This window comes from Neobacillus sp. BP17 (genome assembly GCF_059579525.1).
This window is the reverse complement of the sequence record NZ_CM184198.1, coordinates 2,562,663-2,583,236: the sequence shown is the minus strand read 5'-3', so window position 1 is coordinate 2,583,236 and position 20,574 is coordinate 2,562,663. Positions and strand designations below refer to the sequence as shown.

17 protein-coding genes, 1 pseudogene and 2 riboswitches are annotated in these 20,574 nt (G+C 45.0%); of the genes and pseudogenes, 1 reads left to right on the top strand and 17 read right to left on the bottom strand.

All coding sequences use genetic code 11. The annotated features are described in order from the left end of the window. Window position 1: 1 nt before the first annotated feature. The 17 genes and pseudogenes from cobT to AC4QJR_RS12440 form a co-directional block, all read right to left on the bottom strand. On the bottom strand, window positions 2-1,042 hold the full coding sequence (gene cobT, locus AC4QJR_RS12520; protein WP_496526383.1) for a nicotinate-nucleotide--dimethylbenzimidazole phosphoribosyltransferase: 1,041 nt from the start codon (window positions 1,040-1,042) through the stop codon (window positions 2-4). Beyond that, window positions 1,039-2,556, bottom strand: coding sequence for a cobyric acid synthase (locus AC4QJR_RS12515; protein ID WP_496526382.1), 1,518 nt, complete (start codon window positions 2,554-2,556; stop codon window positions 1,039-1,041). Before AC4QJR_RS12515 ends, cobT begins: the two co-directional genes overlap by 4 nt. Then, the gene (locus tag AC4QJR_RS12510; RefSeq protein WP_496526381.1) at window positions 2,549-3,919 is read right to left on the bottom strand and encodes a cobyrinic acid a,c-diamide synthase CobB; all 1,371 of its coding nucleotides are present in this window, start codon (window positions 3,917-3,919) and stop codon (window positions 2,549-2,551) included. The genes AC4QJR_RS12515 and AC4QJR_RS12510 overlap by 8 nt, the downstream gene beginning before the upstream one ends. Before the next feature lie 18 nt (window positions 3,920-3,937). Continuing rightward, window positions 3,938-5,059: a cobalt-precorrin 5A hydrolase gene (locus AC4QJR_RS12505; protein WP_496526380.1), complete on the bottom strand. Its 1,122-nt coding sequence runs from the start codon at window positions 5,057-5,059 to the stop codon at window positions 3,938-3,940. Further along, window positions 5,059-5,832: a precorrin-4 C(11)-methyltransferase gene (gene cobM / locus AC4QJR_RS12500; protein WP_496526379.1), complete on the bottom strand. Its 774-nt coding sequence runs from the start codon at window positions 5,830-5,832 to the stop codon at window positions 5,059-5,061. The genes AC4QJR_RS12505 and cobM overlap by 1 nt, the downstream gene beginning before the upstream one ends. Next, on the bottom strand, window positions 5,829-6,530 hold the full coding sequence (gene cobI / locus AC4QJR_RS12495) for a precorrin-2 C(20)-methyltransferase (RefSeq protein ID WP_496526378.1): 702 nt from the start codon (window positions 6,528-6,530) through the stop codon (window positions 5,829-5,831). The genes cobM and cobI overlap by 4 nt, the downstream gene beginning before the upstream one ends. Window positions 6,531-6,532: 2 nt before the next feature. Next, window positions 6,533-7,723 carry a precorrin-6y C5,15-methyltransferase (decarboxylating) subunit CbiE gene (cbiE, locus tag AC4QJR_RS12490; RefSeq protein WP_496526671.1) on the bottom strand — a complete coding sequence of 397 codons (1,191 nt, stop codon included), beginning with the start codon at window positions 7,721-7,723 and terminating at the stop codon, window positions 6,533-6,535. Window position 7,724: 1 nt separating this feature from the next. Further along, window positions 7,725-8,828 (bottom strand): cobalt-precorrin-5B (C(1))-methyltransferase, encoded by a 1,104-nt coding sequence (locus AC4QJR_RS12485; RefSeq protein ID WP_496526377.1) that lies wholly within the window; start codon window positions 8,826-8,828, stop codon window positions 7,725-7,727. Window positions 8,829-8,831: 3 nt separating this feature from the next. Further along, window positions 8,832-9,479, bottom strand: a complete 648-nt coding sequence (locus tag AC4QJR_RS12480) for a precorrin-8X methylmutase (RefSeq protein WP_496526376.1) — start codon at window positions 9,477-9,479, stop codon at window positions 8,832-8,834. Window positions 9,480-9,495: 16 nt separating this feature from the next. Continuing rightward, on the bottom strand, window positions 9,496-10,293 hold the full coding sequence (gene cobK / locus AC4QJR_RS12475) for a precorrin-6A reductase (RefSeq protein WP_496526375.1): 798 nt from the start codon (window positions 10,291-10,293) through the stop codon (window positions 9,496-9,498). Further along, window positions 10,290-11,225, bottom strand: coding sequence for a sirohydrochlorin chelatase (locus tag AC4QJR_RS12470; protein ID WP_496526374.1), 936 nt, complete (start codon window positions 11,223-11,225; stop codon window positions 10,290-10,292). Before AC4QJR_RS12470 ends, cobK begins: the two co-directional genes overlap by 4 nt. A gap of 63 nt (window positions 11,226-11,288) precedes the next feature. Next, window positions 11,289-12,914 (bottom strand): precorrin-3B C(17)-methyltransferase, encoded by a 1,626-nt coding sequence (gene cobJ / locus AC4QJR_RS12465; RefSeq protein ID WP_496526373.1) that lies wholly within the window; start codon window positions 12,912-12,914, stop codon window positions 11,289-11,291. A 53-nt stretch (window positions 12,915-12,967) separates the two neighbouring features. Next, a complete protein-coding gene (locus tag AC4QJR_RS12460) occupies window positions 12,968-13,351 on the bottom strand; it encodes a (2Fe-2S) ferredoxin domain-containing protein (RefSeq protein WP_496526372.1) in 384 nt (127 codons plus the stop codon). A 128-nt stretch (window positions 13,352-13,479) separates the two neighbouring features. After that, window positions 13,480-13,664, bottom strand: a riboswitch (cobalamin riboswitch). A 181-nt stretch (window positions 13,665-13,845) separates the two neighbouring features. Continuing rightward, a riboswitch (cobalamin riboswitch) is annotated at window positions 13,846-14,036 on the bottom strand. 140 nt (window positions 14,037-14,176) lie between these two features. Further along, window positions 14,177-14,335 (bottom strand): annotated as a pseudogene (locus tag AC4QJR_RS12455) (transcriptional regulator); the annotation flags it as partial. A gap of 166 nt (window positions 14,336-14,501) precedes the next feature. Further along, window positions 14,502-16,208, bottom strand: coding sequence for a hydroxysqualene dehydroxylase (locus AC4QJR_RS12450; protein WP_496526371.1), 1,707 nt, complete (start codon window positions 16,206-16,208; stop codon window positions 14,502-14,504). A gap of 218 nt (window positions 16,209-16,426) precedes the next feature. After that, the gene (gene ppsA / locus AC4QJR_RS12445) at window positions 16,427-19,051 is read right to left on the bottom strand and encodes a phosphoenolpyruvate synthase (protein WP_496526370.1); all 2,625 of its coding nucleotides are present in this window, start codon (window positions 19,049-19,051) and stop codon (window positions 16,427-16,429) included. A gap of 328 nt (window positions 19,052-19,379) precedes the next feature. Then, on the bottom strand, window positions 19,380-19,970 hold the full coding sequence (locus AC4QJR_RS12440) for a molybdopterin-dependent oxidoreductase (protein ID WP_496526670.1): 591 nt from the start codon (window positions 19,968-19,970) through the stop codon (window positions 19,380-19,382). Between the two features lie 386 nt (window positions 19,971-20,356). Between AC4QJR_RS12440 and AC4QJR_RS12435 the strand changes: the two genes are divergently transcribed. Continuing rightward, entirely contained in the window at window positions 20,357-20,527 is a 171-nt protein-coding gene (locus tag AC4QJR_RS12435) for a hypothetical protein (protein ID WP_496526369.1), read from the top strand. The last annotated feature ends 47 nt before the right edge of the window (window positions 20,528-20,574 follow it).

The window sequence follows — 20,574 nt, the reverse complement described above, 5'->3', positions numbered from 1 at the left end:
GTTACTCATTTGAAATTCGGGCTGATGCAAAAGTGGCCATTTCTTTCAGCATTAAAGTCGCTGATTGTAAGATAGGAAAGGCCACTGCTGCCCCGCTTCCTTCGCCGAGCCGCAAATCTAAATCAAGGAGTGGCTTCTTGCCTAATAACTGCAGTGCAATTTCATGTCCAGGCTCAACGGAACGATGACCGACCATCATATAATCCACTGCTGTCTCACAGATTTCCGTTGCTAAAAGAGCGGCTACAGTACAAATAAATCCATCTACCAATATCGGAATCCGGTTCCGAGCAGCGGAGAGCATTGCACCTGTCATACCGGCTATTTCCAAGCCGCCAATTTTAGCTAAGATATCGATTGGATCTTTCCGGTCAGGGTTTCTTTCCTTAAGTGCCCGTGAGATGACCTCTTGCTTATGACGAATTTTTTCTGGCGCAATCCCTGTTCCCCGGCCGACAAGAGCACCGATATCCTTCCCGCTTAGAAGCGCTGTAATCGCACTGCTTGGCGTCGTATTGCCAATCCCCATTTCACCAACAATTAGGCATTTGATTCCCTGTTGAATCATCTGTTCCGCCCGTTCATAGCCAACGGCGATGGCTTGTTCAGCCTCATCACTTGTCATTGCATCCTGCTGGCAAAAATTATTCGTACCATAGCGAATTTTCCGGTTCACAAACCCCTCAGCCTCAATATCTGCTGCTACACCAATATCGACGACTTCAAATTTGGCTCCGATTTGCCGGCTAAAGACATTGATGGCCGCACCGCTATTTAAAAAGTTCATGACCATTTGCAAGGTTACTTCCTGCGGGAAAGCGGACACCCCTTCTTCCACCACGCCATGATCAGCGGCAAACACGATCACACCAGGCGGTGACACGACCGGAAAGGCTTCAGCAGTCATTTCCGCCAGTTGAATCGCTAATTCCTCCAATCTCCCCAAACTGCCCGGTGGTTTGGTTAACGTATCGATATACGCACGAACTTGCTGCCCCATTGTTCTATCGAGAGGCTGGATCTCTGTTTTTACGCTATTCATTGGGTAATCCCCCTATTTTGGTAATCCTTCATTAATTGTTCAATCACATCGAGTTTTACATGTTCCCTAACATGTTCTGCCAAACGGTCAAACGCTTCTTCCCTCAATTGGTTAAAAGATGGGCGGTTGTGGATGGGTTCCAACCCCTTTTTGCGGCGGATCTGATTAAGCAATTCTCCACGAAATTCATCATTATGGAAAATCCCATGAAAATAAGTGCCAATAATGGTTTCGTCTGAAGAATGACAGCCATCCCATTTTTCATTCGTAAAAATAAGCCCTTGGGACGCTCCTGTCGACAAGGTTTCGCCCATATGAATCTCGTAACCTGTCACATGAAAGTTTTTTCCGAAGAGATGCAGCATCCCATTTGATAGGATCGTCGTCTTTTCTTTCGTAATGGTCGTTTCAATCGGCAGTAACTGGAGACCTTCGATTTCTTGATGGAGCGACTCGATCGCCAACGGATCCTCAATTTTGTCACCGAGCATTTGATAGCCGCCACAGATTCCGAAAAGAACAGTGTGTTTCTTTTTCTGTAATTCTGCTATTTTTCGAGCGATGCCGCTCTTTCTTAAAAACAGCAAATCTTCAATTGTATTCTTGCTGCCTGGGATAATCACTAAATCTGGGTCGTGTAATTGATCCGCTCTCGTTATAAAACGGACATGACAATCCGGCTCGGCAAAAAACGGGTCGACATCGGTGAAATTTGAGATTTTAGGGTACTGGATCACCGCGATATCCAATTCTTTTTCGGTATTTTGAGTGGAGGTATATTGATTTAGAATCACTGAATCCTCGGCATCAATATTTAGATTCTGCAAGTATGGAATCACGCCGAGAACGGGTTTACCTGAATACTCCTCAAACCACGTTAATCCAGATTCCAGCAGGCGGATATCGCCGCAGAATTTATTAATAATCACGCCTATCACACGGTTGCGGTCCGCTGGTTCCATCAGTTGAAGGGTTCCTACTAAACTAGCAAACACTCCGCCTTTTTCAATGTCCCCAATTAAGATCACAGGGGCATCCGCCATTTTGGCGACACGCATATTGACCATTTCCCGATCATTCAGATTAATCTCGGCCGGACTGCCTGCCCCTTCAATGACAATCCGTTCATATTTTCGGGACAGGGTGGAGAGTGATTGTTGAATCAGCGTCAATCCCGTTTGAAAGAATTCCTGGCGGTACCTTCCTGCTTCCATATTCTTATATGGTTTACCATGGACGACAATTTGGGATTGGTTATCCCGGTTCGGCTTTAGTAGAATCGGGTTCATGTCGGTGGTTGCCTGAATCCCTGCGGCTTCGGCCTGAACTCCCTGTGCTCTGCCGATTTCTTTCCCGTCCACTGTAATATAAGAATTCAACGCCATATTTTGTGATTTAAACGGAACCGTTTTATATCCGTCCTGGGCGAATATCCGACAAAAGGCTGTCACGATGACACTTTTGCCGACATCCGAATTGGTCCCTTGAAACATAAGTGGAAGAGCTTTAGCCATTTTCTTTGAACTCCTTACATTTCTTTACCCAATTTCCCACAAGCTCAGGGCATGAGCCAAAATGAAAATGGGTATAACCAGCAATTAAATTGCCTTTCAGATAGCCCTCCTGCTTAAACCCGCGCATTCCTTTCGTTTGGTAGGCCGGGGCAAAATCCGTTCTCGGATGAAAGGTAGAGTAGTGAAATTCATGGCCTCTTGCACTCAGATTTCCCGCTAACAAAAAATTTTCTCCTTCTGCGGTGATTTCACGGTATCCCAAAGCCGCTAGTTTTGTTTGCATTTTCACTTTTCCGGGAATGATCCCGACCATTTTGTAACTCATTTCATCCGTTGTTTCCAACGATTCGGTTAAGTACATAAACCCGCCGCATTCCGCCAAGGTTGGCAGTCCTTTTTCAATGGCCGATCGAATCGAGTCCTTTCCCTCTGTCCGTAAGGCCAGCTCCTCGGCAAATTCCTCTGGAAATCCCCCGCCAATGTACAAGCCATCCGCACGTTCCGGCAAACATTCACCTTTTAATGGGGAGAACTCGATCAACTCTGCTCCGGCGGCAGCCAACATGTCGAGGTTTTCCTGATAGTAAAAGTTAAAGGCGGCATCTCGGGCCACCGCGATTTTTACGGTGGCTTGTTCGAGTCTCTTAAACTGGTATGCTTTTACTTTTAAGGGGGATGCTTTGGCCAGCTCATATAAAGAGTCTATATCGACGGTTTCAAGCACTAAATCTCCGAGTTGATCAAAAAATGGATCCAATTCTCCCCGTTCAACGGAGGGTATCAGCCCTAAATGCCGTTCCGGAATCGAGAGTTCCTCGTTTCTTTTCAAATAGCCTAGGACGGGAATACCGCATTCTTGCTCAATCGCGGTTTGAACGATTTTAAAATGGCCTTCGCTTCCTACCCGATTGGCAATTACCCCGACAATATTGGCCTCTTTCAGAAACGTTTGAAATCCCTTGACGATGGCCGCCGCACTACGGGCCATGCTGGCACAATTGACGACCAAAATGACCGGACTTTCGGTGATGAGACTGATTTCGGCAGTGGAGCCGGTATTGTTAAGCGGATTTTTCCCATCAAAGAATCCCATTACCCCCTCGATAACAGAAATATCCGCCCCAACACTTGCACGGTTGACAATCTCTTTGACCATCTCGTGATTGAGCATCCAGCTGTCAATGTTTCTAGACGTTCTGCCTGTGACGGCCGTATGATAGGTCGGGTCAATATAATCTGGACCGCATTTAAAGCCCTGGACGGTATAACCTTTTTTCCTTAAAGCAGACATCAGACCAATGGTCAGAGTCGTTTTTCCGACACCGCTGCCTGTTCCTGCAATCACAAGTCTGCGATTTGACATCTTCTTTTCCCTCCTCCATCAATGGGGAATGACTGCTACTGAAATGGTGACATTACCTGATTTCTTCTTCATAAGCGCTAACTGTTCCGCACCGCTGTACAACAAGGCAGCCGGCTCACTGACACCGTACGCACCGGTATATCTAAAAACCGTTTCAGAAGGGTTCTGAATTTCAATGCTATTCAATTCAGCTGGTGTGTAATAAATAAATTCCCAGCGGTTATTATTCGCCACTTCGAGCAGCCCCGCTTCATCCTTTTTTAGATCAATCGTGCAAATCGCTTTGACACTTTTTTTCGAAAACCCTAATTCCTCAAGCGTTGCGTCGATTACTGCTTCGATTTCAGCACGAGTGGTTCCGCGGTTGCAGCCCATTCCAAGGACAATCACCTTTGGTCGATATAAAACACCATTATGTAAAATCTCCGTTTCGTCTTCGGATATATTCCGATGGGTTACCACTAGGGCAGCATCCGGCTTTGCAGCCAGCGCTTCTTGGATCGATGAATATGGCTGAATATTTCCCGGGAGCGGGCGGCCATATGGCCACCAGTCTTTTTCGCCTGACTCCTGGACCACAGCAATTTTTTCCTCGTTCACAACCGAAGCGCTAACGGGCGTCAGCTTTTCAGCCGAGTCCCAGATCCAGCCAAACCGTTTTCCGAACAAATCAACTGCAATCGTTTCCTGTACATCTGAAGCGGTGGTAATAATGGGGCGGGCTAGCAAGGCGGCCGCCACTTCTTTCGTTAGTTCATTGGCACCGCCGATATGGCCTGACAGCACGCTGATAACATGTTCGCCCTTATCGTCGATCACGACAACGGCAGGATCCTTTTTTTTATCCTTTAAAATAGGCGCAATCATTCGGACCACGGCTCCAAGGGAAATGATGATGATCAGCCCCTTATAGGCCTCGAAAAGAGAGGGCAGAAGAAGACGGACGCTTCCGGTGAATAACTGGATGTCCTTGTTCCGCTCATCCCCTTTTTCAAACTTCGCCATATAGTACACATCGGCATTTTGAAACGAATGTCCCAGCTTACGGGCCAGTTCGACCCCATGCTTTGTAATCGCAACAACGGCATAGTCACCTTTCTGCTGAATGACCGCCTTTTGCGCTTCTTGGAGCTCGATCATTACGACTCCACCCCCCGGCGGAATCCATGTGTAAATGTTTTGTCATAGAGCTTGGAACGATAATCTTGTTCGTGGATGTTTTCATCTAGCGCCCAGCCGGCTAAGATCATCGCCTGTTTACGAATCCCGTTTACCCGCATATCTTCGTCCAACCGTTCCAGTGTCGACCGGACAATTTTTTGATCCGGCCACGAGGCTTTATAAACGACCGCAACAGGGGTATCCATGCTCCAGCCAGCCCCGGTCAATTCCTTGACAAGCTTTTTCGTTAACGTCGCACTTAAGAAAAGCGCAATCGTGCAATGATGTTTGGCTAAATCCGCCAGCTTTTCAAATTCTGGCACTGGTGTCCTGCCTTCAGCTCTTGTCAGGATGACGGTTTGCGTTAAATCAGGAATCGTCAGCTCGGCTTGCGCGGCCGCGGCGGCTGCAAACACAGAGCTCACACCCGGAACAATCTCTACTTCAATTCCTTTCTTCTTTAACAAGACGATTTGTTCCATAATCGCCCCATAGACAGCCGGATCGCCCGTGTGGACACGAACGACCTTTTTCCCTTGATGAATTCGGTCAGCCATAACGGTGACCATTTCTTCTAAGTGCATCCCGGCCGTTTTTAATATTTCGGCGGAAGGTTTCGCTTTGGCAATTAAGTCTTCATTCACAAGAGAATCGGCATAAAGAACGACGTCTGCCTCCTGAAGATGCTGAAGACCTTTTACCGTGATTAAATCAGGATCCCCTGGTCCTGCACCAATGATATAAAGCTTCATTTTCTCACCACCATTAATGTTAAGTATTCAAGCTCCGCTCCTTCGAGCTCGTCGGCTCTCCAAATAATCTCCTCATCCGATGTTACCTTTGTAACGACTGAAGCCTTGTCAAGCAAATCTAAATCTCGTAATACTTCAAGCATTACATCAATGACCTTCGCTACTTTTATAAAAATGACACAATCATGGTCTTGAATAACTTTTTTCATGGTTTCATAGTCATCACGGGCTGGAACAATCGCCACATGCTCATCGCCATCTGCCAATGGAATTCCCAGCCTAGAGGCTGCCCCATTGATGGACGAAATCCCCGGAACGACTTCAATCGGAACCTGCGGATACTTTTCCTTCATCAAACGCATCATATGAATAAACGTACTGTATAAAAGAGGATCCCCTTCGGTTACAAAAGCGACATCCTTACCCTCCTGGAGTTTCTCCCATACATTTTCCACCGTTTCCGTCCATTTTCTTGCCAATGTGGCTGGATCCTTTGTCATCGGAAAGACAAGGCCCAGCATTTCTTTTTCGTTCGGCTGAAAATAGACATCAATGATTCGATGGGCATAGCTTTTGCTGCCCTTTTGTTTTTTCGGATAGGCAATCACGGGTGATTCCTTTAATTTACGAAACGCCTTAACGGTAATGAGCTCTGGATCCCCCGGGCCAACCCCAAGGCCGTATAATGTACCTAACATTTTTACTCTCCTTCCTTTCGCCATGCTTCTATTATGTAAATTGGATTTAATGCATCAAATCTGGTCAAATTCAAAATGGGCTTACTTCTGGATATTTGCGCCAGTGTAATGTTCGTCTCATATCCCCGCTCTTTAAACGCAAACATCGCTTCTGATAGATTTTCAATCGTTACGGCATTTAAAACAATGCGTCCACAGGCTTTCAAGCGGCTGCAGCAAATATCCAAAATCTCTTCCATCCCGCCTGCCGTCCCGCCAATAAAAACCGCATCAGGATCTGGGAAGGTATCTAATCCCTCTGGGGCTTTCCCATGAACGAGTGTTGCATCCACACGGAACTTGGCTAAATTTTGCTTACAGTTTTCCAGGTCACCCTCGTTCTTTTCGATCGCAAAAACATGTCCTTCTCTGGCGATTTTCGCTGCCTCAATCGCAACAGAACCAGTGCATGTGCCAATATCCCAAACCGTACTGTCTTCCTTTAACCTTAGAGCACTTATGCTTAGTATCCGAATTTCCTTTTTGGTAATTAAACCCTTATCAGGTTTGCGCTGAATAAACTCCGCATTCTCAATGCCAATCGGCCAATGTGGGCTTTCCCCTTTTCTCTTGAGAATCACCACATTGAGCGGTGAAAACTCTTCATCCTTCATTTCAGCAAGGGTAAACCAGCGGCATCGTTCCTTTTCACTGCCAAGGTTCTCTCCCACAAACGCCTCAAATTCAGTCATGCCAAAGGAAAGCAAATACTGAGCGATTTTATTTGGGGAATTTTCCGTATCGGTTAAGATTGCGACCGTTTTTTTTCCATCTACTCGCTGTACCAGCCCTTTTATACTTCTGCCGTGAACGCTAGTGAAATACGCATCCTGCCATCTTTCTTTCATTCTGGCAAAAGCAAGCTGGATCGAGCTTACATAAGGATAAATGTCCAAATCGATTTTAGAAGATAAATAGCTTCCAATTCCATAGAACAGCGGGTCTCCAGATGCTAGAATCACTACGTTTCTCGTCTCCGATCGCAGCCGTTCGACAAGTGAAGAGAGCCCGCCTTCAATCGCGATTTTTTCGCCGGCGAATTCAGGAAAAAAGGAAAGCTGTCTCTTTCCTCCTACTAATAGTTCACTTTCATTAATCCACTTTTCGTACATCGGGAGCAGGCTCACTTTGCCTTCGTCCCCAATGCCGATCATTTTAATTGATGCCACTCTTTCGCACCGCCTTTCCTAACAATTCCCCCTTCATGGTATAAAGGGTCGTATCTATATCAATCCCGCCATCGACTTCCTTTAACGCAGCAAGGCAGCAATGGTCGCTTAGCATTTCGAAAAAGGAGAGATGGCCTTGTGCTGTCATCATATCGCCAACCTGTGATGCCGTATTGGCCGTTCGAATTTCTTCAACCAGAACTGCATCCGCACCGGTACTGCTTGCTACCTCAGCTAAAAAATCAAAATCTACCAGGGCGCTTTTCGAGTGGACCATCATGATCCCCATTGCCACCTTTGAGAATTTCCCCATCATGCCGACCATCGAAACTCTTTTTACCCCTTGCTTCTTGCATTGTTTAAGTGTAAACCCGACAAAGTCACCCATTTCAATAAAGGCTTCCTCAGACAGTTCGGGGAATTGCTTCATGGCATTTTTCTCGCTCCGTCCGCCTGTTGTAATGACAACATGCTCGCAGCCACTGGCCCGGGCAACACTGATCGCCTGGATGATACTCGCCTTATAGGCGGCTGTGGAAAATGGAACCACTATCCCGCGGGTCCCTAAAATGGAAATTCCCCCAATGATTCCCAAGCGCCCATTGAGCGTTTTTTTGGCAATTTCTTCACCGTCTGGTACCGAAATGACGATCTTAATTCCTCTCGTAATCCCGAATTCTTTTAGAACACCTTCTGCTGTCTCACGGATCATCCTGCGGGGAACAGGGTTAATGGCCGCCTCGCCAACAGGAACGGGCAAGCCGGCCTTTGTGACACGGCCAACACCAATTCCCCCATCAAGCACAATGCCTGGTTCATCGAGCCATGACACGGAAGAAACGATTAAGGCCCTGTGGGTGGCATCCGGATCATCCCCCGCGTCTTTAATCGTACTGGCGGTGGCCGTTTGTTCTGTAAGCTCACAGTTTTCTATCTGAAAAGTAGCGAACCTTTTTATTGGCAAGTAAATTGTTGATTCTGTTTGCGGCTCACAAGTTATTAATGCCGTTAGCGCCGCTTTGGTCGTTGCCGTTGCGCAGGCCCCTGTCGTATATCCTTCCCGCAGATTTCCTTTTGGTACTTCCTGCATGGGTTATCCCCGATCGGCCATAATGGAAATGGCGTTTAATGCAGCGACGGTCACGGTACTGCCGCCTTTTCTGCCAATATTGGTGATGAACGGGATATCGAGCTTGGCTAATTCCTCTTTTGACTCAGCCGCAGAAACAAACCCAACTGGCAGACCAATGACAAGACCTGGTTTCGCTTCTCCTTCTTTAATCAGACGGATGAGTTCGAGTAAGGCGGTTGGGGCATTCCCGATGGCAAAAATGCCGCCGTCCGCTTCTTTAATCGCTTTTCGCATCGAAATAATCGCCCGTGTGGTATTTAACCGTTTGGCTTCTTGTACCACATCCGGGTCAGAAATATAGACCTTGATTTCTCCGCCGAATTTTTGAATTCGCGCTTTATTAGCCCCGCTTTGAATCATTTGAACATCGGCAACTACCATTTTCCCGCTCCGAATCGCGCGGATGCCGGACTGAATAGCGTCAGGATGAAAGAGGACGCTTTTCCCGAGTTCAAAATCAGCGGATGCATGGATGATGCGCTGGACAACCGGATATTGCTCCTCGGTAAACGGATGCTCCCCAATTTCATCATTAATCATTTCAAAACTTTTTCCTTCAATCTGTTCCGGTTGGACGGTTAACGGTTTAAATTCAGTACGAAAATCCATTTCTCTCACTCCTGTATTAAAATAATTGTTGTATGGTGACGGGGAGTCTGGAACCAATCTCTTTATTTAATTCTGAGATGACATCGACAAAATGAGCATAGACGGTACCATAGTTCAGTTTCGGTCGGCCAATAAGGATGACCTCAATCCCCAGTTCCTTGGCTGCTTCCACCTTTTCATCGACCGATCCGACTTTCCCGCTCTCTTTCGTCACCATTAAGGTCACACCATATTGCTTATATAGGGCTTTGTCGAACTCTTTTGAAAATGGTCCCTGGATCGCGACAATATTTTTCTGCGGCAGCCCTAGCTGTTCACATTTTTCCATATTATCCACACGAGGCAGCATCCTGGCGATTAAGCGGATGTCCGGTTTACCTAATAGTTTTTCTGTAAAAATTTGAAGCGTCTTGCTTCCGGTCGTCAGCATCACCACGCCTTTTTTGGCCAATGCCAGCTCCGCTGCTTCCTCGTAGCTTTCGACGACTGTCATGTTGTCATATTGGAAAGTTTGTGACTCCCGTTCATACCGGATATAGGGGATTCCCGCCGTTCGGGCCGCCTTGATTGCGTTTTTCGAAGCCTCTTCCGCAAACGGATGACTGGCATCGACAACCGCTAGAATCCCTTTTGTATCAATCAACCCCACCATATCTTCATCCGTTAATCTTCCTACTTGAACAGGGATCCCTGACTCCCTTAATTCAACCGCTGCATTATCTGTGACAACGGAGGCCAGGAGATCGAAGCCCTCCTCTTTTATTTCTAAAGCAAGGGCTCTAGCATCACTTGTACCGGCTAATACGAAAATCATCCTCTATCTCCTGCCTTTTGCCCTGCATGTTCGTGATCATGATGATGGTCGTGGTCATGATGGTGATGATGATGGTCATGGCCGTGATGATGATCGTGGTCATGATCATGGTGGTGGTGATGATCGATGTGTTCCATTACATTGAGACGGTATTGGCAGGTATCGCAGTTCATCTTCACCTCATCACGGAGGGCTTCTTCCACCCGATCGATTAAAATCGCCTGTAATTTTGGATGATAACCAAAATAGTCAGCCAATTGAAATTCAACCGCGGAATATTGATTTTGAATAGGAACCATCATATCTTCTAACCGTTTAATCAGGATACCGGTGAATAGAAAGTAAGGCAGGATTACCACTTTTTTTGCTCCAAGCTTAATACAGCGCTCAATCCCTTCGTTCACAAGGGGATTGGTCACCCCCATAAACGCAGGTTCGACGATTTTATAGTTTGTTTTTTCCCATAGTAATCTACCAATTTTATATAAATCGCTATTCGCATCGGGATCGCTTCCGCCTCGTCCTAACAAAAGGACAGCCGTATCGTCTTCGATGGATTCTAAATTCTCGCCAATTTCTATTAATCTCGTTCTTAGAATTTCAAATGTTTCCTCATGAACACCAATTGGCCGGCCATATGTAAATTGAACAAGTGGATATTTATTCTTTGCCTCATCAATAGCTGCCGGAATATGAATTTTCGAGTGTCCTGCCTGTAAGAGCATGATTGGAATCACGACAATATGGTCGGCCCCTTTCTCGACACACAGATCAATTCCTTGATTAACGGTTGGTCGTTCAAATTCTAAAAAGCACGTCTCAACTAGGTAAGAATCATCCCAAGTCTTTCTCAACTCACCGATGAACTCACGAACCTGCTGATTTCCCTCTTGATCTCTGCTCCCATGCCCCACAAATAAAATTGCTTTCAAAATATTTCCTCCCCTTTGTTTGTAAATGCCTTCCCTACCAATTGACCGCTAGACTTCTTCCCTTTACTCCCCGCAAACAGCCGCTTCGATTTTAAGGTTTGGTGTGATATCCTGGTACACAAAACCTTGAACCTCTTTGACCCGTTTAAAAAATTTATAGAAACGTTCATTTGGATAGGCCTTTTGTTTGTACGCTTGAACAATCCCCTCTATGACCCTGACAATTTGGTCCGGTGCAATCCCTTCCGCTGCGATTTGGCCAGGATGTGCGGTTCTTCCGGCTGTCTTGGCTCCTAAAAATAAATCAAACGCTCCCTTGCGGTAGACAATGCCAATATCCTCTTTTACCGCTCCATAACAGGCCATGCCGCAGCCATTCACACCCAGTTTCAATTCTTTGGGGAGTTCCATGCCGCCAAGCCTTTCCTGCAGCTCATCGGCATAAGGGATGGAATCCTTCTTTTCTCCATCACAAAAATCACAGGCTTTTACAGTTAATACGTCGCCAACAGGAGCAATCAAAAAGTTGGCCGCCGTAAGTTTTTCAATAATCTCATCAGGCTTAGAGGTTAAAATTTGCAGCTTCATATAATGGTCTTGTGTGTATTCCATGACCCCTTCTTCTCCAACGATTTCGGAAAGAATGACCATCTGACTCGCTGTAAATTTTTTATTGGCGACACCTGGGCTGACCGCTACCTCAAAAATAGATTGAAAGTCTTGCTTCACCATTAAACCTTGGGATGGTCCATCGTCCTCACCAAGGATCCTTTCCAAGGCTTCCTCAGCCAGCTCTCTTGGCGACTCTTTCACTGAGGTAGGGGTGACTAGTTTTTTGTTCACCAATGTTACATCTTCCGCTTGCTCCAGTGCCCATGGTTCAGCTTCCTTCTGCAGACGCTGATGTGGTTTCAACGGCTGTATTGCCTGATTTAATGTATACTTCCGTTGATAACCGCGCGGTGTGATAATCAAGCCATCGTAAAAAAATGTGGAAGAGTTACCAATTAAAACGGTGGTTAACATGCCAATTTCATGTTCTAGCATCTCTTGTAAATTGGTTAAGACGATTTTTTGACTATCACGGAAAGCACTCTTTACCAATCCTACAGGGGTGTCTGGGGAGCGATATTTTAGTAAGATTTTTTGTGCTTCCATGATCTGCCGTGTTCTTCTCCCGCTTTTTGGATTGTATAAGGCAATCACAAAATCAGCTTGAGCGGCCGCTTCGATTCGTTTCTCGATCAAGCTCCAAGGTGTCAAATGGTCACTTAAGCTGATCGTACAGGCATCATGCATGACCGGCGCGCCTAATAATGCAGCACAGGAGTTGATCGCGGAAATGCCAGGGACCACCTCCACTTCTACCCCTGAGTCTTTTTTCCAGCCTTTTTCAATTAGCACTTCGTAGACCAGTCCTGCCATTCCATATACACCGGCATCCCCGCTCGAAATGACGGCTACCGTGTAACCTAGCTCAGCTTGCTTCACAGCCTCCTGGGCACGGCTCACTTCTTCTGTCATACCTGTGCTGATGATTTGCTTTCCAGTTATTAATACCTTGATTAAATCAACGTAGGTTTTGTAGCCGATGATGATATCACTTTCTTGAATAGCTTCTTTTGCCCGTCCGGTAATATGTTTTTCATCACCAGGGCCAAAACCAATCACCAATAATTTGCCTTTCACACTATTACGCCACCTTCCAAATTTCCAAGCTAGACTCCAGCTACAATCCGCTGTTACATCTTTTCTTTATCCGCTTTTTGTACTCCTTCGACGCATTCCGACCCTTCTGGCTGCATGAATCCTGCTTCGGAATATTGATAGATCGCATGCTCCTGAAGGCAATGACCTTCCGCCAGATGACGCTTTACAATTGTAGTTCCCACTTCTGGGGTTACATTTTTATACCAAGTCCCGGACGGATAGACGATGGCAACGGGAGCGTCCTTACATCTCCCATTGCATCTCGTTCTTGTTGTATGTATGAGTGAATCTAAGTTTAAATTGATGATTTCATTCCGAATCGCTTGTGTTGCTTCCTCCCCACCCTTTCTCATACAGCTGCTGCCGTTGCAAATGAAAACATGGTGTTTCGTCCCTTGTAAATTCCAAGTAGTCATGTCACACTCTCCTTTTCGTTTTTTACGTAAAAAAAGCACCCCTATGGACATAGGGGTGCAGAATTTATACACACAAAAAAATAGCGATGTATGTTCAGCACTTCTACCTATGTTCCCGTAGGTTGATTGAAGCTCTTTAGGTATAGGCAGGTCTCCTGACTTAGGTTCATCATTCCTTTGCGTCTTCCCGAATTCCTTCAGTGACATTTGCAATGAACTCCCCATACAGTGGCGGGTACCGTGACGGATTTAAACCGTACTTCCCTTTTAAGCACATTTTTCTTTCATGTGCACCTATCCCTAATCTATTCAATTTTTTAAAGCTTGTTTCTTCTTAATCTACATCTAAACTATGAGACCTCAAAAAGATTTAGAATCAAACACAAAAAAATCCGTTCAACATTAGTTGAACGGATAAAACGTCAGCACAAAAAGAAAATATTAAATACTCCTTTTTGCCTAAACGTTCCATCTTCTCAACCCCCGAAGTAATCGAAACTAAAAAAGCTAAGACAGGTCTCCTGACTTGTGTTTCTCCCTACTCTAGACCCTTCCCGTATCGACAAAAAAATAATCGATTCAGTGGTTTGTCTATTTCGTCCACACTTACAGTTGCGGGGACAGTTCTGGTATTGCACCAGATTCCCTATTAAGCCCTAAAGGCATCTTAACTAATTGTTAACAAATTCATATGTAATTTTAAGAGATAATAATTATACTAGTCTAACAAATATAATATATCAAGTGCTTTTTTCATTCCCTTATTTTGTAATCCATGTTGGTCACCTCAGAAGAGCGATCTTGTCTGGTTTTTTTTAATAAGAATATTGACTCCTCTGTCATGACGCCAGCATAATGCATCATCTTGTTATTCACCGCTTCATTCACGGCAAAAATGTAGTCATTTATGGCTATGGCTTTTAAAGTGTCAAGCCTTCTATCTTGTTTGACTGCCTGCCAAAAGTCTGACTTTTCCCTGAAGATTGAGAAGATTATGAAACAAATTCTTAAATGACTCTAGAAGAATGTCTCATCATCTTCTGGAAAAAATTAGAATTTTAAAATGGTCTACAATACAAAAAGAAGCACACGTTCACGTTCCATGTACTTCCTTTAGTAATATGGTTGAATGCGTTGCGTTCAGGTTAGGCTACCAAAACCATCTAGACTGTTGGACTTTTCCCCAAGCATATTTACCTGCATTGAGGAGGAAGTAGACAACCCTTGAGCAGAAGGAGGAGCCGCCATTCCAGGGGAGCCCTTTCCTATAGCGAATCCAATCGTGAATGTGCCAGGGAGTTAATAGGTCAAATTTATACATGTCCCAAATCTTGCATTTCCTTTTCTTTGAATCTGCCGCATCAAGTATACTGTTGACCGCTCGGCGGGCCGCCTCATTGGCCGCTTCCATCGACGCCAGATCGGTATTTGTACGCACATAATCGGAAGCCAAGAAGAGATTGGGGATCTTTGTAAAAGCATAGGGTCTTAAGCTCCACGCAAAAACTTTGTTTATAAGCAAAGGCTCACTATTGATCATTTTGCCGGAATCGTCGAAATGAATGTCCGGATCCAAAAACCAAGAGTGTACATCCTCATCCCGAAGCAACACTTCTTCGTGATTTAAGGCTTTTTTCAGCTGTGCCCATACTTCCTCTTTAATTTCTTCTTTCGTGCAATGGATTGCCTTTTTTCCTAAAAGGATGCCTGGTTGGTTCCATTCCGAAATATCAACCGAAATAATGCCCCTAACCTGGCCATCCCCATAGTCTTGAAGATCCTTTCCGTTCCAAAATTGCTTTTGTGAAATGGCCGTAATCGCCCACGGAGAATCCATAATGATCAGATGGCCGTTTACAATGGGCACATCCCGTTTCATAAAGAACTGGAGCCCGTTCATCCAATCAACATCTTTGACAAGCCTCTTCAATCCTATCAGCGCCGGATCCGCCCTAAGCATTTCAGAGGAAACTAGTGGGGCCATGGCTTCCACCGGGAGAGTACTTAAGTAAAAGTCTGCATTGACATACTCGTCCTTTCCTGCCCTATTGATATGGACACCCGTGATTTTGCCTTCATTGAGGTGAAAGCCGCTTACGGTTGCATTGGTAAAATACCGAACTCCTTTTTGTTTCAAATAGCTGATCCATGGATCGATCCACACCTCATTGGTGGGTCCGTTCAGGACTCGGTCCGAATCATTAGTCGGTGTAAGGATACCGATAAGGAGTTGGGAAAGAACCGTACCGAAGGTCTTGGCGCTTGCTTCTGTAGATTTCGCGGCAACCAATGAGCGGGAAAGGGAAGCAAACACTTCATGGAAGTTCTTCGATTGGTTATCTCCATCTAGATAATCCCACCAGCTAATCCTTTCATATTCATCCATGATTCGTTCCCTGCAGCTCGTCATCACCTGCCAAAGCCGCTCCGTAAAGAAAACCACTTCTTTCTCTGTAAGTCCCCAATCTGAATCGAACAATGCTTTCAAGTTCTTTTTGATACCGGTCATCGATTTCGGAATGGAAGTGGAGATTGCGACTAGTTTATGATCAAAGCGGGCAAGTCCCATTTCCCGAGCTGTTACTAATTGATCATAAACGCTTTGCTTTTGGTCAAAAGGGATTCGTTTCATCGTATCAATGATATGACGATAAAATCCGGGAAAGCAACGGAATCCGTGTTCTCCCGGTAGATTTTTTCTGCCGCTCGTCCCGGAATGGGGAACAGGAATCGAGCGTGCTTTTCCACCCGGAATGGTTTTGCTTTCGTATACCGTTACGTCAAACCCTCTTTCTGCCAGTTCATGTGCCGCACTTAGGCCAGCCACCCCTCCTCCCAAGATGGCCACTTTCTTCATGAGCTCACCTTCCTTGCATAGTGGATTAGAGTAATCCAATATATGCAAAAGGAGTTGGAGGTGATTGGACATTCAGTTAGATGAAACCAGAGAGTTGTATTGTTCTCTTTTCACCCAATCACTACATTGGTTGGGTGACTGGACGTTGGCGATGGCTTCGGTGGGAAGAAGTCGATAACCTTAAGCTAATTACATAGTTTTCTATATGAGACATACAATCATAAAAGTTCAATATACCCTTCTGTACCGTTCACCCGGATCCTCTGCCCGTCTTTTATTTCCTTCGTGGCGTTTTCCACTCCAACAACGGCCGGAAGACCGTATTCGCGCGCAATGACGGATCCGTGGGTCATCAGTCCGCCTACTTCCGTCACCAAGCCTTTGACAGATACAAACAGCGGTGTCCAGCTGGGATCCGTGAATGTGGTTACGAGAATATCCCCATCCTCTATGTGAGTTTCCTCCATTTTCAATATGACACGTGCGCGGCCCTCGATGATGCCGGAAGATACGGGGGTTCCCGCCAAGGCGCCTTGAGGGATACCATCAGTGTTATATGCACCAGTTACGACCTCGCCCTCGGACGTCATCACCCTTGGTGGTGCCAACTTCTCAAAAACTTGATAATCCCTTTTTCTCTTATGAATCATCTTGTAATCCAAATGGTTGGTTCGAACGGTTTCATAAAGCTCCTCAAAGGTTAAATAGTAGATGTCCTCTTTTTCTTGGATGACCCCGTTTCGAACAAGTAGAGCGGCCTCCTTCATCAGTGCCTGCTTGTAGAGATCAAAACGTCTAATGTAAGCGTACTTGGGAAATTCCCGGTAGCCGATAAAATTGCGCAAAATGCTGATCATCTTTTCTGTCTTTTTTGCCTTTCGTTTGCCATCGGGCAATTGCTCCAATCTTTTCAGAAGATCCTCCCCCTTCTGGTCTGCCTCCCACTTGCCTTGCTCAAATTTAACTCTGCTGGAATGAGGAGGAAAATTCGTTATATTGCTAAGAATCATGGGGATCAGTGCGGTGGGCTGTTCTCTCCAACGGGTTCTTGTGATATCAATCTCTCCAGAACAGCGCATTCCGTATTTTGTAAGGTACCCACTCAAAGCGCTAATAATTGCCCGCCCTCCTTCCAATTCGGCTAGGTCCTCGAAAAAGGTGTCATCGCAGGCATGTTGTAAAACTTCCATCGCGTCAGGATATGGCCGAACGATATCCGATACATCCATGAGTGCAAAACCCATTTCAGATGTAACGTTGTTTGCCACCGATTGGGAAAGTGTGTCGGCTGCGTTCCTTTCCCCCAACCATCTTTCCATTTTTTTATTGATCCAGTCCCATGCTAATACCCCAACCATAATGACTCCTAATCCTCTAGGATCATAAAAGAGTTCTTTTAATTTCTTAAGGTCTTTCCTAATGAAAGTAAACAGTTCTTCTCCCGAAAAGGTTGTAATCCGTTCCTGCAGTTCCGTTATGGATGCCTCGTTTAGAGTGATGAGTTCCTGAGTGATCATGGGGTCGTTTTTTCGGTAGATGTTGATTATGTGTAAGGGAAGTGTCCAGGAAAGTCCCTTTGTGCCAAATTTGAATACTCTCTTTCCCCGTGGCAATGAATTCTTGAAATCCTTTCTGTTCATTAAGCTTAACATCGCATTCTTTGAGAGAGGGTCGTTCTTGCCCATCACAAAAGGCAGGATCCTCCGGCCAACGGGAGTGGCCAGGTCGTAAGTAAGGTCAAGAAACAGTCTTCCACCCGCTTTACGAAGCGGAAATTCATCGAATAGATCCATTAAAAAGGACATACCCAATGGTCTAATAGCATCTGTCATCATTTGTTGATGGCCAAACGACAAGTAAACCCTGTTCTGCCCATCGGTATCTTCCGGAATTGGAAATAAGGTTGTGATGGGGCGGCTTTGCACGATATATAACGCCTCTTCAGCAAGGCACCATTCAATGTCCTGCGGGCAGGAAAAATACGCCTCAATCTTTCTTCCTACTTGCTCCAGCTGTAAAATCTGCGAATCTGTAAGGGTTTGCCGATTCTGTTGGTCCCACTCGATCTCTTTTTCCTCTATACCACCCTCTTTTAATGCATGAATGGCTAGTTTCTTGGCAGAGACCGTCTTTTCAACAATGGTTCCCTCTCGAACCTTATAGTTATCTGCATTCACTAAACCAGAGACAAGGGCTTCCCCAAGTCCAAAGCTAGCATCGATTGATAGCACCTTGCGGTTGGAAGTGACAGGATCGGCCGTAAACAAGATCCCTGAAGCTTGCGGGAAAATCATCCTTTGGATCACGACTGACAAGTAAACCTTTCGATGGTCGAATCCATTCATAATGCGGTAGATCACCGCCCTATCTGTATACAGGGAGGCCCAGCACTTACGGATATGCCGAAGGATTTCTTCTTTTCCTTTGATATTTAAAAACGTATCTTGCTGCCCTGCGAAGGACGCATGAGGCAAATCCTCGGCAGTGGCACTGGAACGAACTGCGTAGGCCCACTCCTCGCCAAACTCTGACAGGTACTGAATGATCTCTGTTTCTATCTCCAGGGGTATTTCCGCTTTCTCGATAAGGCTGCGGATCTTTCCACTAATGACACAGATTTCTTCCCTGTCATCGGCTCTTAGCTGATCGAGTTGATGGAGGAAGTAATCAAATGGACTGTTATCGCTGATAATTTTTTTGTAGGCTTCTGTAGTAATGCAAAAGCCTACTGGCACCCGAATTCCCTCAATTCTCGACAGTTCTCCAAGGTTTTTCCCTTTTCCCCCAACAGCCATAAGCTGCTTATGGTCAATTTCTCGAAAACCTAGCACGTAGGCATTCATGGCACACCCTCCCCATAAATGATGGCTTTTTTTATTTTATTGAGGGTATCGCCAATGTGCCCCTTGCATTCGAATTATTTAACCTGGCACCTTAAAATAACCACGATTGCCAATGTTAAATATCCGTTGCCATACGAAGTGATTATGTGATTACATTTCAAACAAAAAAACGATACCCTTTATTGGGTACAGCCACATCGGACAATTTTATAGGATTGATTTATGATTAATTCCTCCTCTATGCGGGAAATGAAATTTTGAGTTTATTATAAAGCATAAGAAATGCCTGTCCTAAATAGCAGGGACAGGCATTGTATATGCATCAACGTTAACGGTATCGTTCTTCTTTAAATGGATTGGCTGTCATCGAATAGCCTAACTCCTCCCAAAAACCGGCCTCGTCATCTTTCATAAATTCTATCCCTGAAACCCATTTGGAACCTTTCCAGAGATAAAATATTTCTGGTGGAATAAATCTTAGTGGATAACCATGTTTTGGATCGATATCCTGCCAATCATGTGCGTTATCCTTCCAACGGTAGACAAACAAAGAATCGTCCCCCAATAAAGGCTCGAGCGGCAGGTTGGCAGAATAACCGAAGTGGTCTCCATTGTAATAACCGTAAATTTTAATGTATTTTACCTCTTCATTTATTTCAACGGAATTTAATAACTCTCTAAGTGCAATGCCTTCAAAGGTTGTATCAAACTTAGACCAGGTGGTAACACAATGCATGTTAACGGTTGAGATGGTCTTAGGAAGATCCATGATTTCTTTATAAGATAAAAACTTTTCTTCTTTTACCTCACCAAAGAGTCTGAAATTCCATGTGGTTTCATTAAACTCGGGAACATCCCCTTGATGCAGTATTGGCCATTTTTCGGTTTCGAATTGTCCAGGTGGAAGCTGTTTGTCCATCATACACCATCCCTTTTCACTTTTAATAATTGGTTCTGTTATAACTGAATGTGGATTTCACTGTGTTTGAAAAATAAACGGAAAAATTCCGTTTAAATTGGGAAATACCCATATTTCCTGAAAAATAAAGGAAGTTTATCCGTTTATATCATCCAAATCTTTAGATAATTGTCTTATGTAGATCTTTTAATCGGAATATCTCCGGTTATATCTGCTTCTTAAGCTTCCCCTATATACATTAGCCGGAAATTCTCCGCCTATACATTCTCATACCTACAGAGCAAAGAATAATAATTTTAATTGCTCATACACACGGATACCTTCTTGTGTTATTTTTACCCGAGTTCGTCTTTTATCTTCAGAGTCTTGAAATAGAGTAACTAAATTTGATTGCTGCAGCCGATTACAGCATTTCTTCTTTTAATTCACCGATGGAGATGTCTCCTCTATCCTTCACACAAGAAGGTCATGGAGCATCAAAAGCAAGTCCAACAATAAGCAGAGAGCCGCCATTTCTTGGCGGCTTTCTTTCTATCTTACAAGTCTCTTGTTCTTGAATTTTGGATGGTATTTATTTTCCAGCAGTATTTTTTGTAAAATCAGG

What these genes read in the sequence shown, in the direction of transcription:
- AC4QJR_RS12460 (WP_496526372.1), bottom strand. Translation starts at nt 13,351, where the DNA reads ATGACTACTTGGAATTTACAAGGGACGAAACACCATGTTTTCATTTGC.
- AC4QJR_RS12505 (WP_496526380.1), bottom strand. Translation starts at nt 5,059, where the DNA reads ATGATCGAGCTCCAAGAAGCGCAAAAGGCGGTCATTCAGCAGAAAGGT.
- cobM (WP_496526379.1), bottom strand. Translation starts at nt 5,832, where the DNA reads ATGAAGCTTTATATCATTGGTGCAGGACCAGGGGATCCTGATTTAATC.
- AC4QJR_RS12510 (WP_496526381.1), bottom strand. Translation starts at nt 3,919, where the DNA reads ATGTCAAATCGCAGACTTGTGATTGCAGGAACAGGCAGCGGTGTCGGA.
- AC4QJR_RS12480 (WP_496526376.1), bottom strand. Translation starts at nt 9,479, where the DNA reads ATGGATTTTCGTACTGAATTTAAACCGTTAACCGTCCAACCGGAACAG.
- cobI (WP_496526378.1), bottom strand. Translation starts at nt 6,530, where the DNA reads ATGTTAGGTACATTATACGGCCTTGGGGTTGGCCCGGGGGATCCAGAG.
- cbiE (WP_496526671.1), bottom strand. Translation starts at nt 7,723, where the DNA reads ATGATCGGCATTGGGGACGAAGGCAAAGTGAGCCTGCTCCCGATGTAC.
- AC4QJR_RS12515 (WP_496526382.1), bottom strand. Translation starts at nt 2,556, where the DNA reads ATGGCTAAAGCTCTTCCACTTATGTTTCAAGGGACCAATTCGGATGTC.
- ppsA (WP_496526370.1), bottom strand. Translation starts at nt 19,051, where the DNA reads ATGAATGCCTACGTGCTAGGTTTTCGAGAAATTGACCATAAGCAGCTT.
- cobT (WP_496526383.1), bottom strand. Translation starts at nt 1,042, where the DNA reads ATGAATAGCGTAAAAACAGAGATCCAGCCTCTCGATAGAACAATGGGG.
- AC4QJR_RS12485 (WP_496526377.1), bottom strand. Translation starts at nt 8,828, where the DNA reads ATGCAGGAAGTACCAAAAGGAAATCTGCGGGAAGGATATACGACAGGG.
- AC4QJR_RS12450 (WP_496526371.1), bottom strand. Translation starts at nt 16,208, where the DNA reads ATGAAGAAAGTGGCCATCTTGGGAGGAGGGGTGGCTGGCCTAAGTGCG.
- AC4QJR_RS12440 (WP_496526670.1), bottom strand. Translation starts at nt 19,970, where the DNA reads ATGGACAAACAGCTTCCACCTGGACAATTCGAAACCGAAAAATGGCCA.
- cobK (WP_496526375.1), bottom strand. Translation starts at nt 10,293, where the DNA reads ATGATTTTCGTATTAGCCGGTACAAGTGATGCTAGAGCCCTTGCTTTA.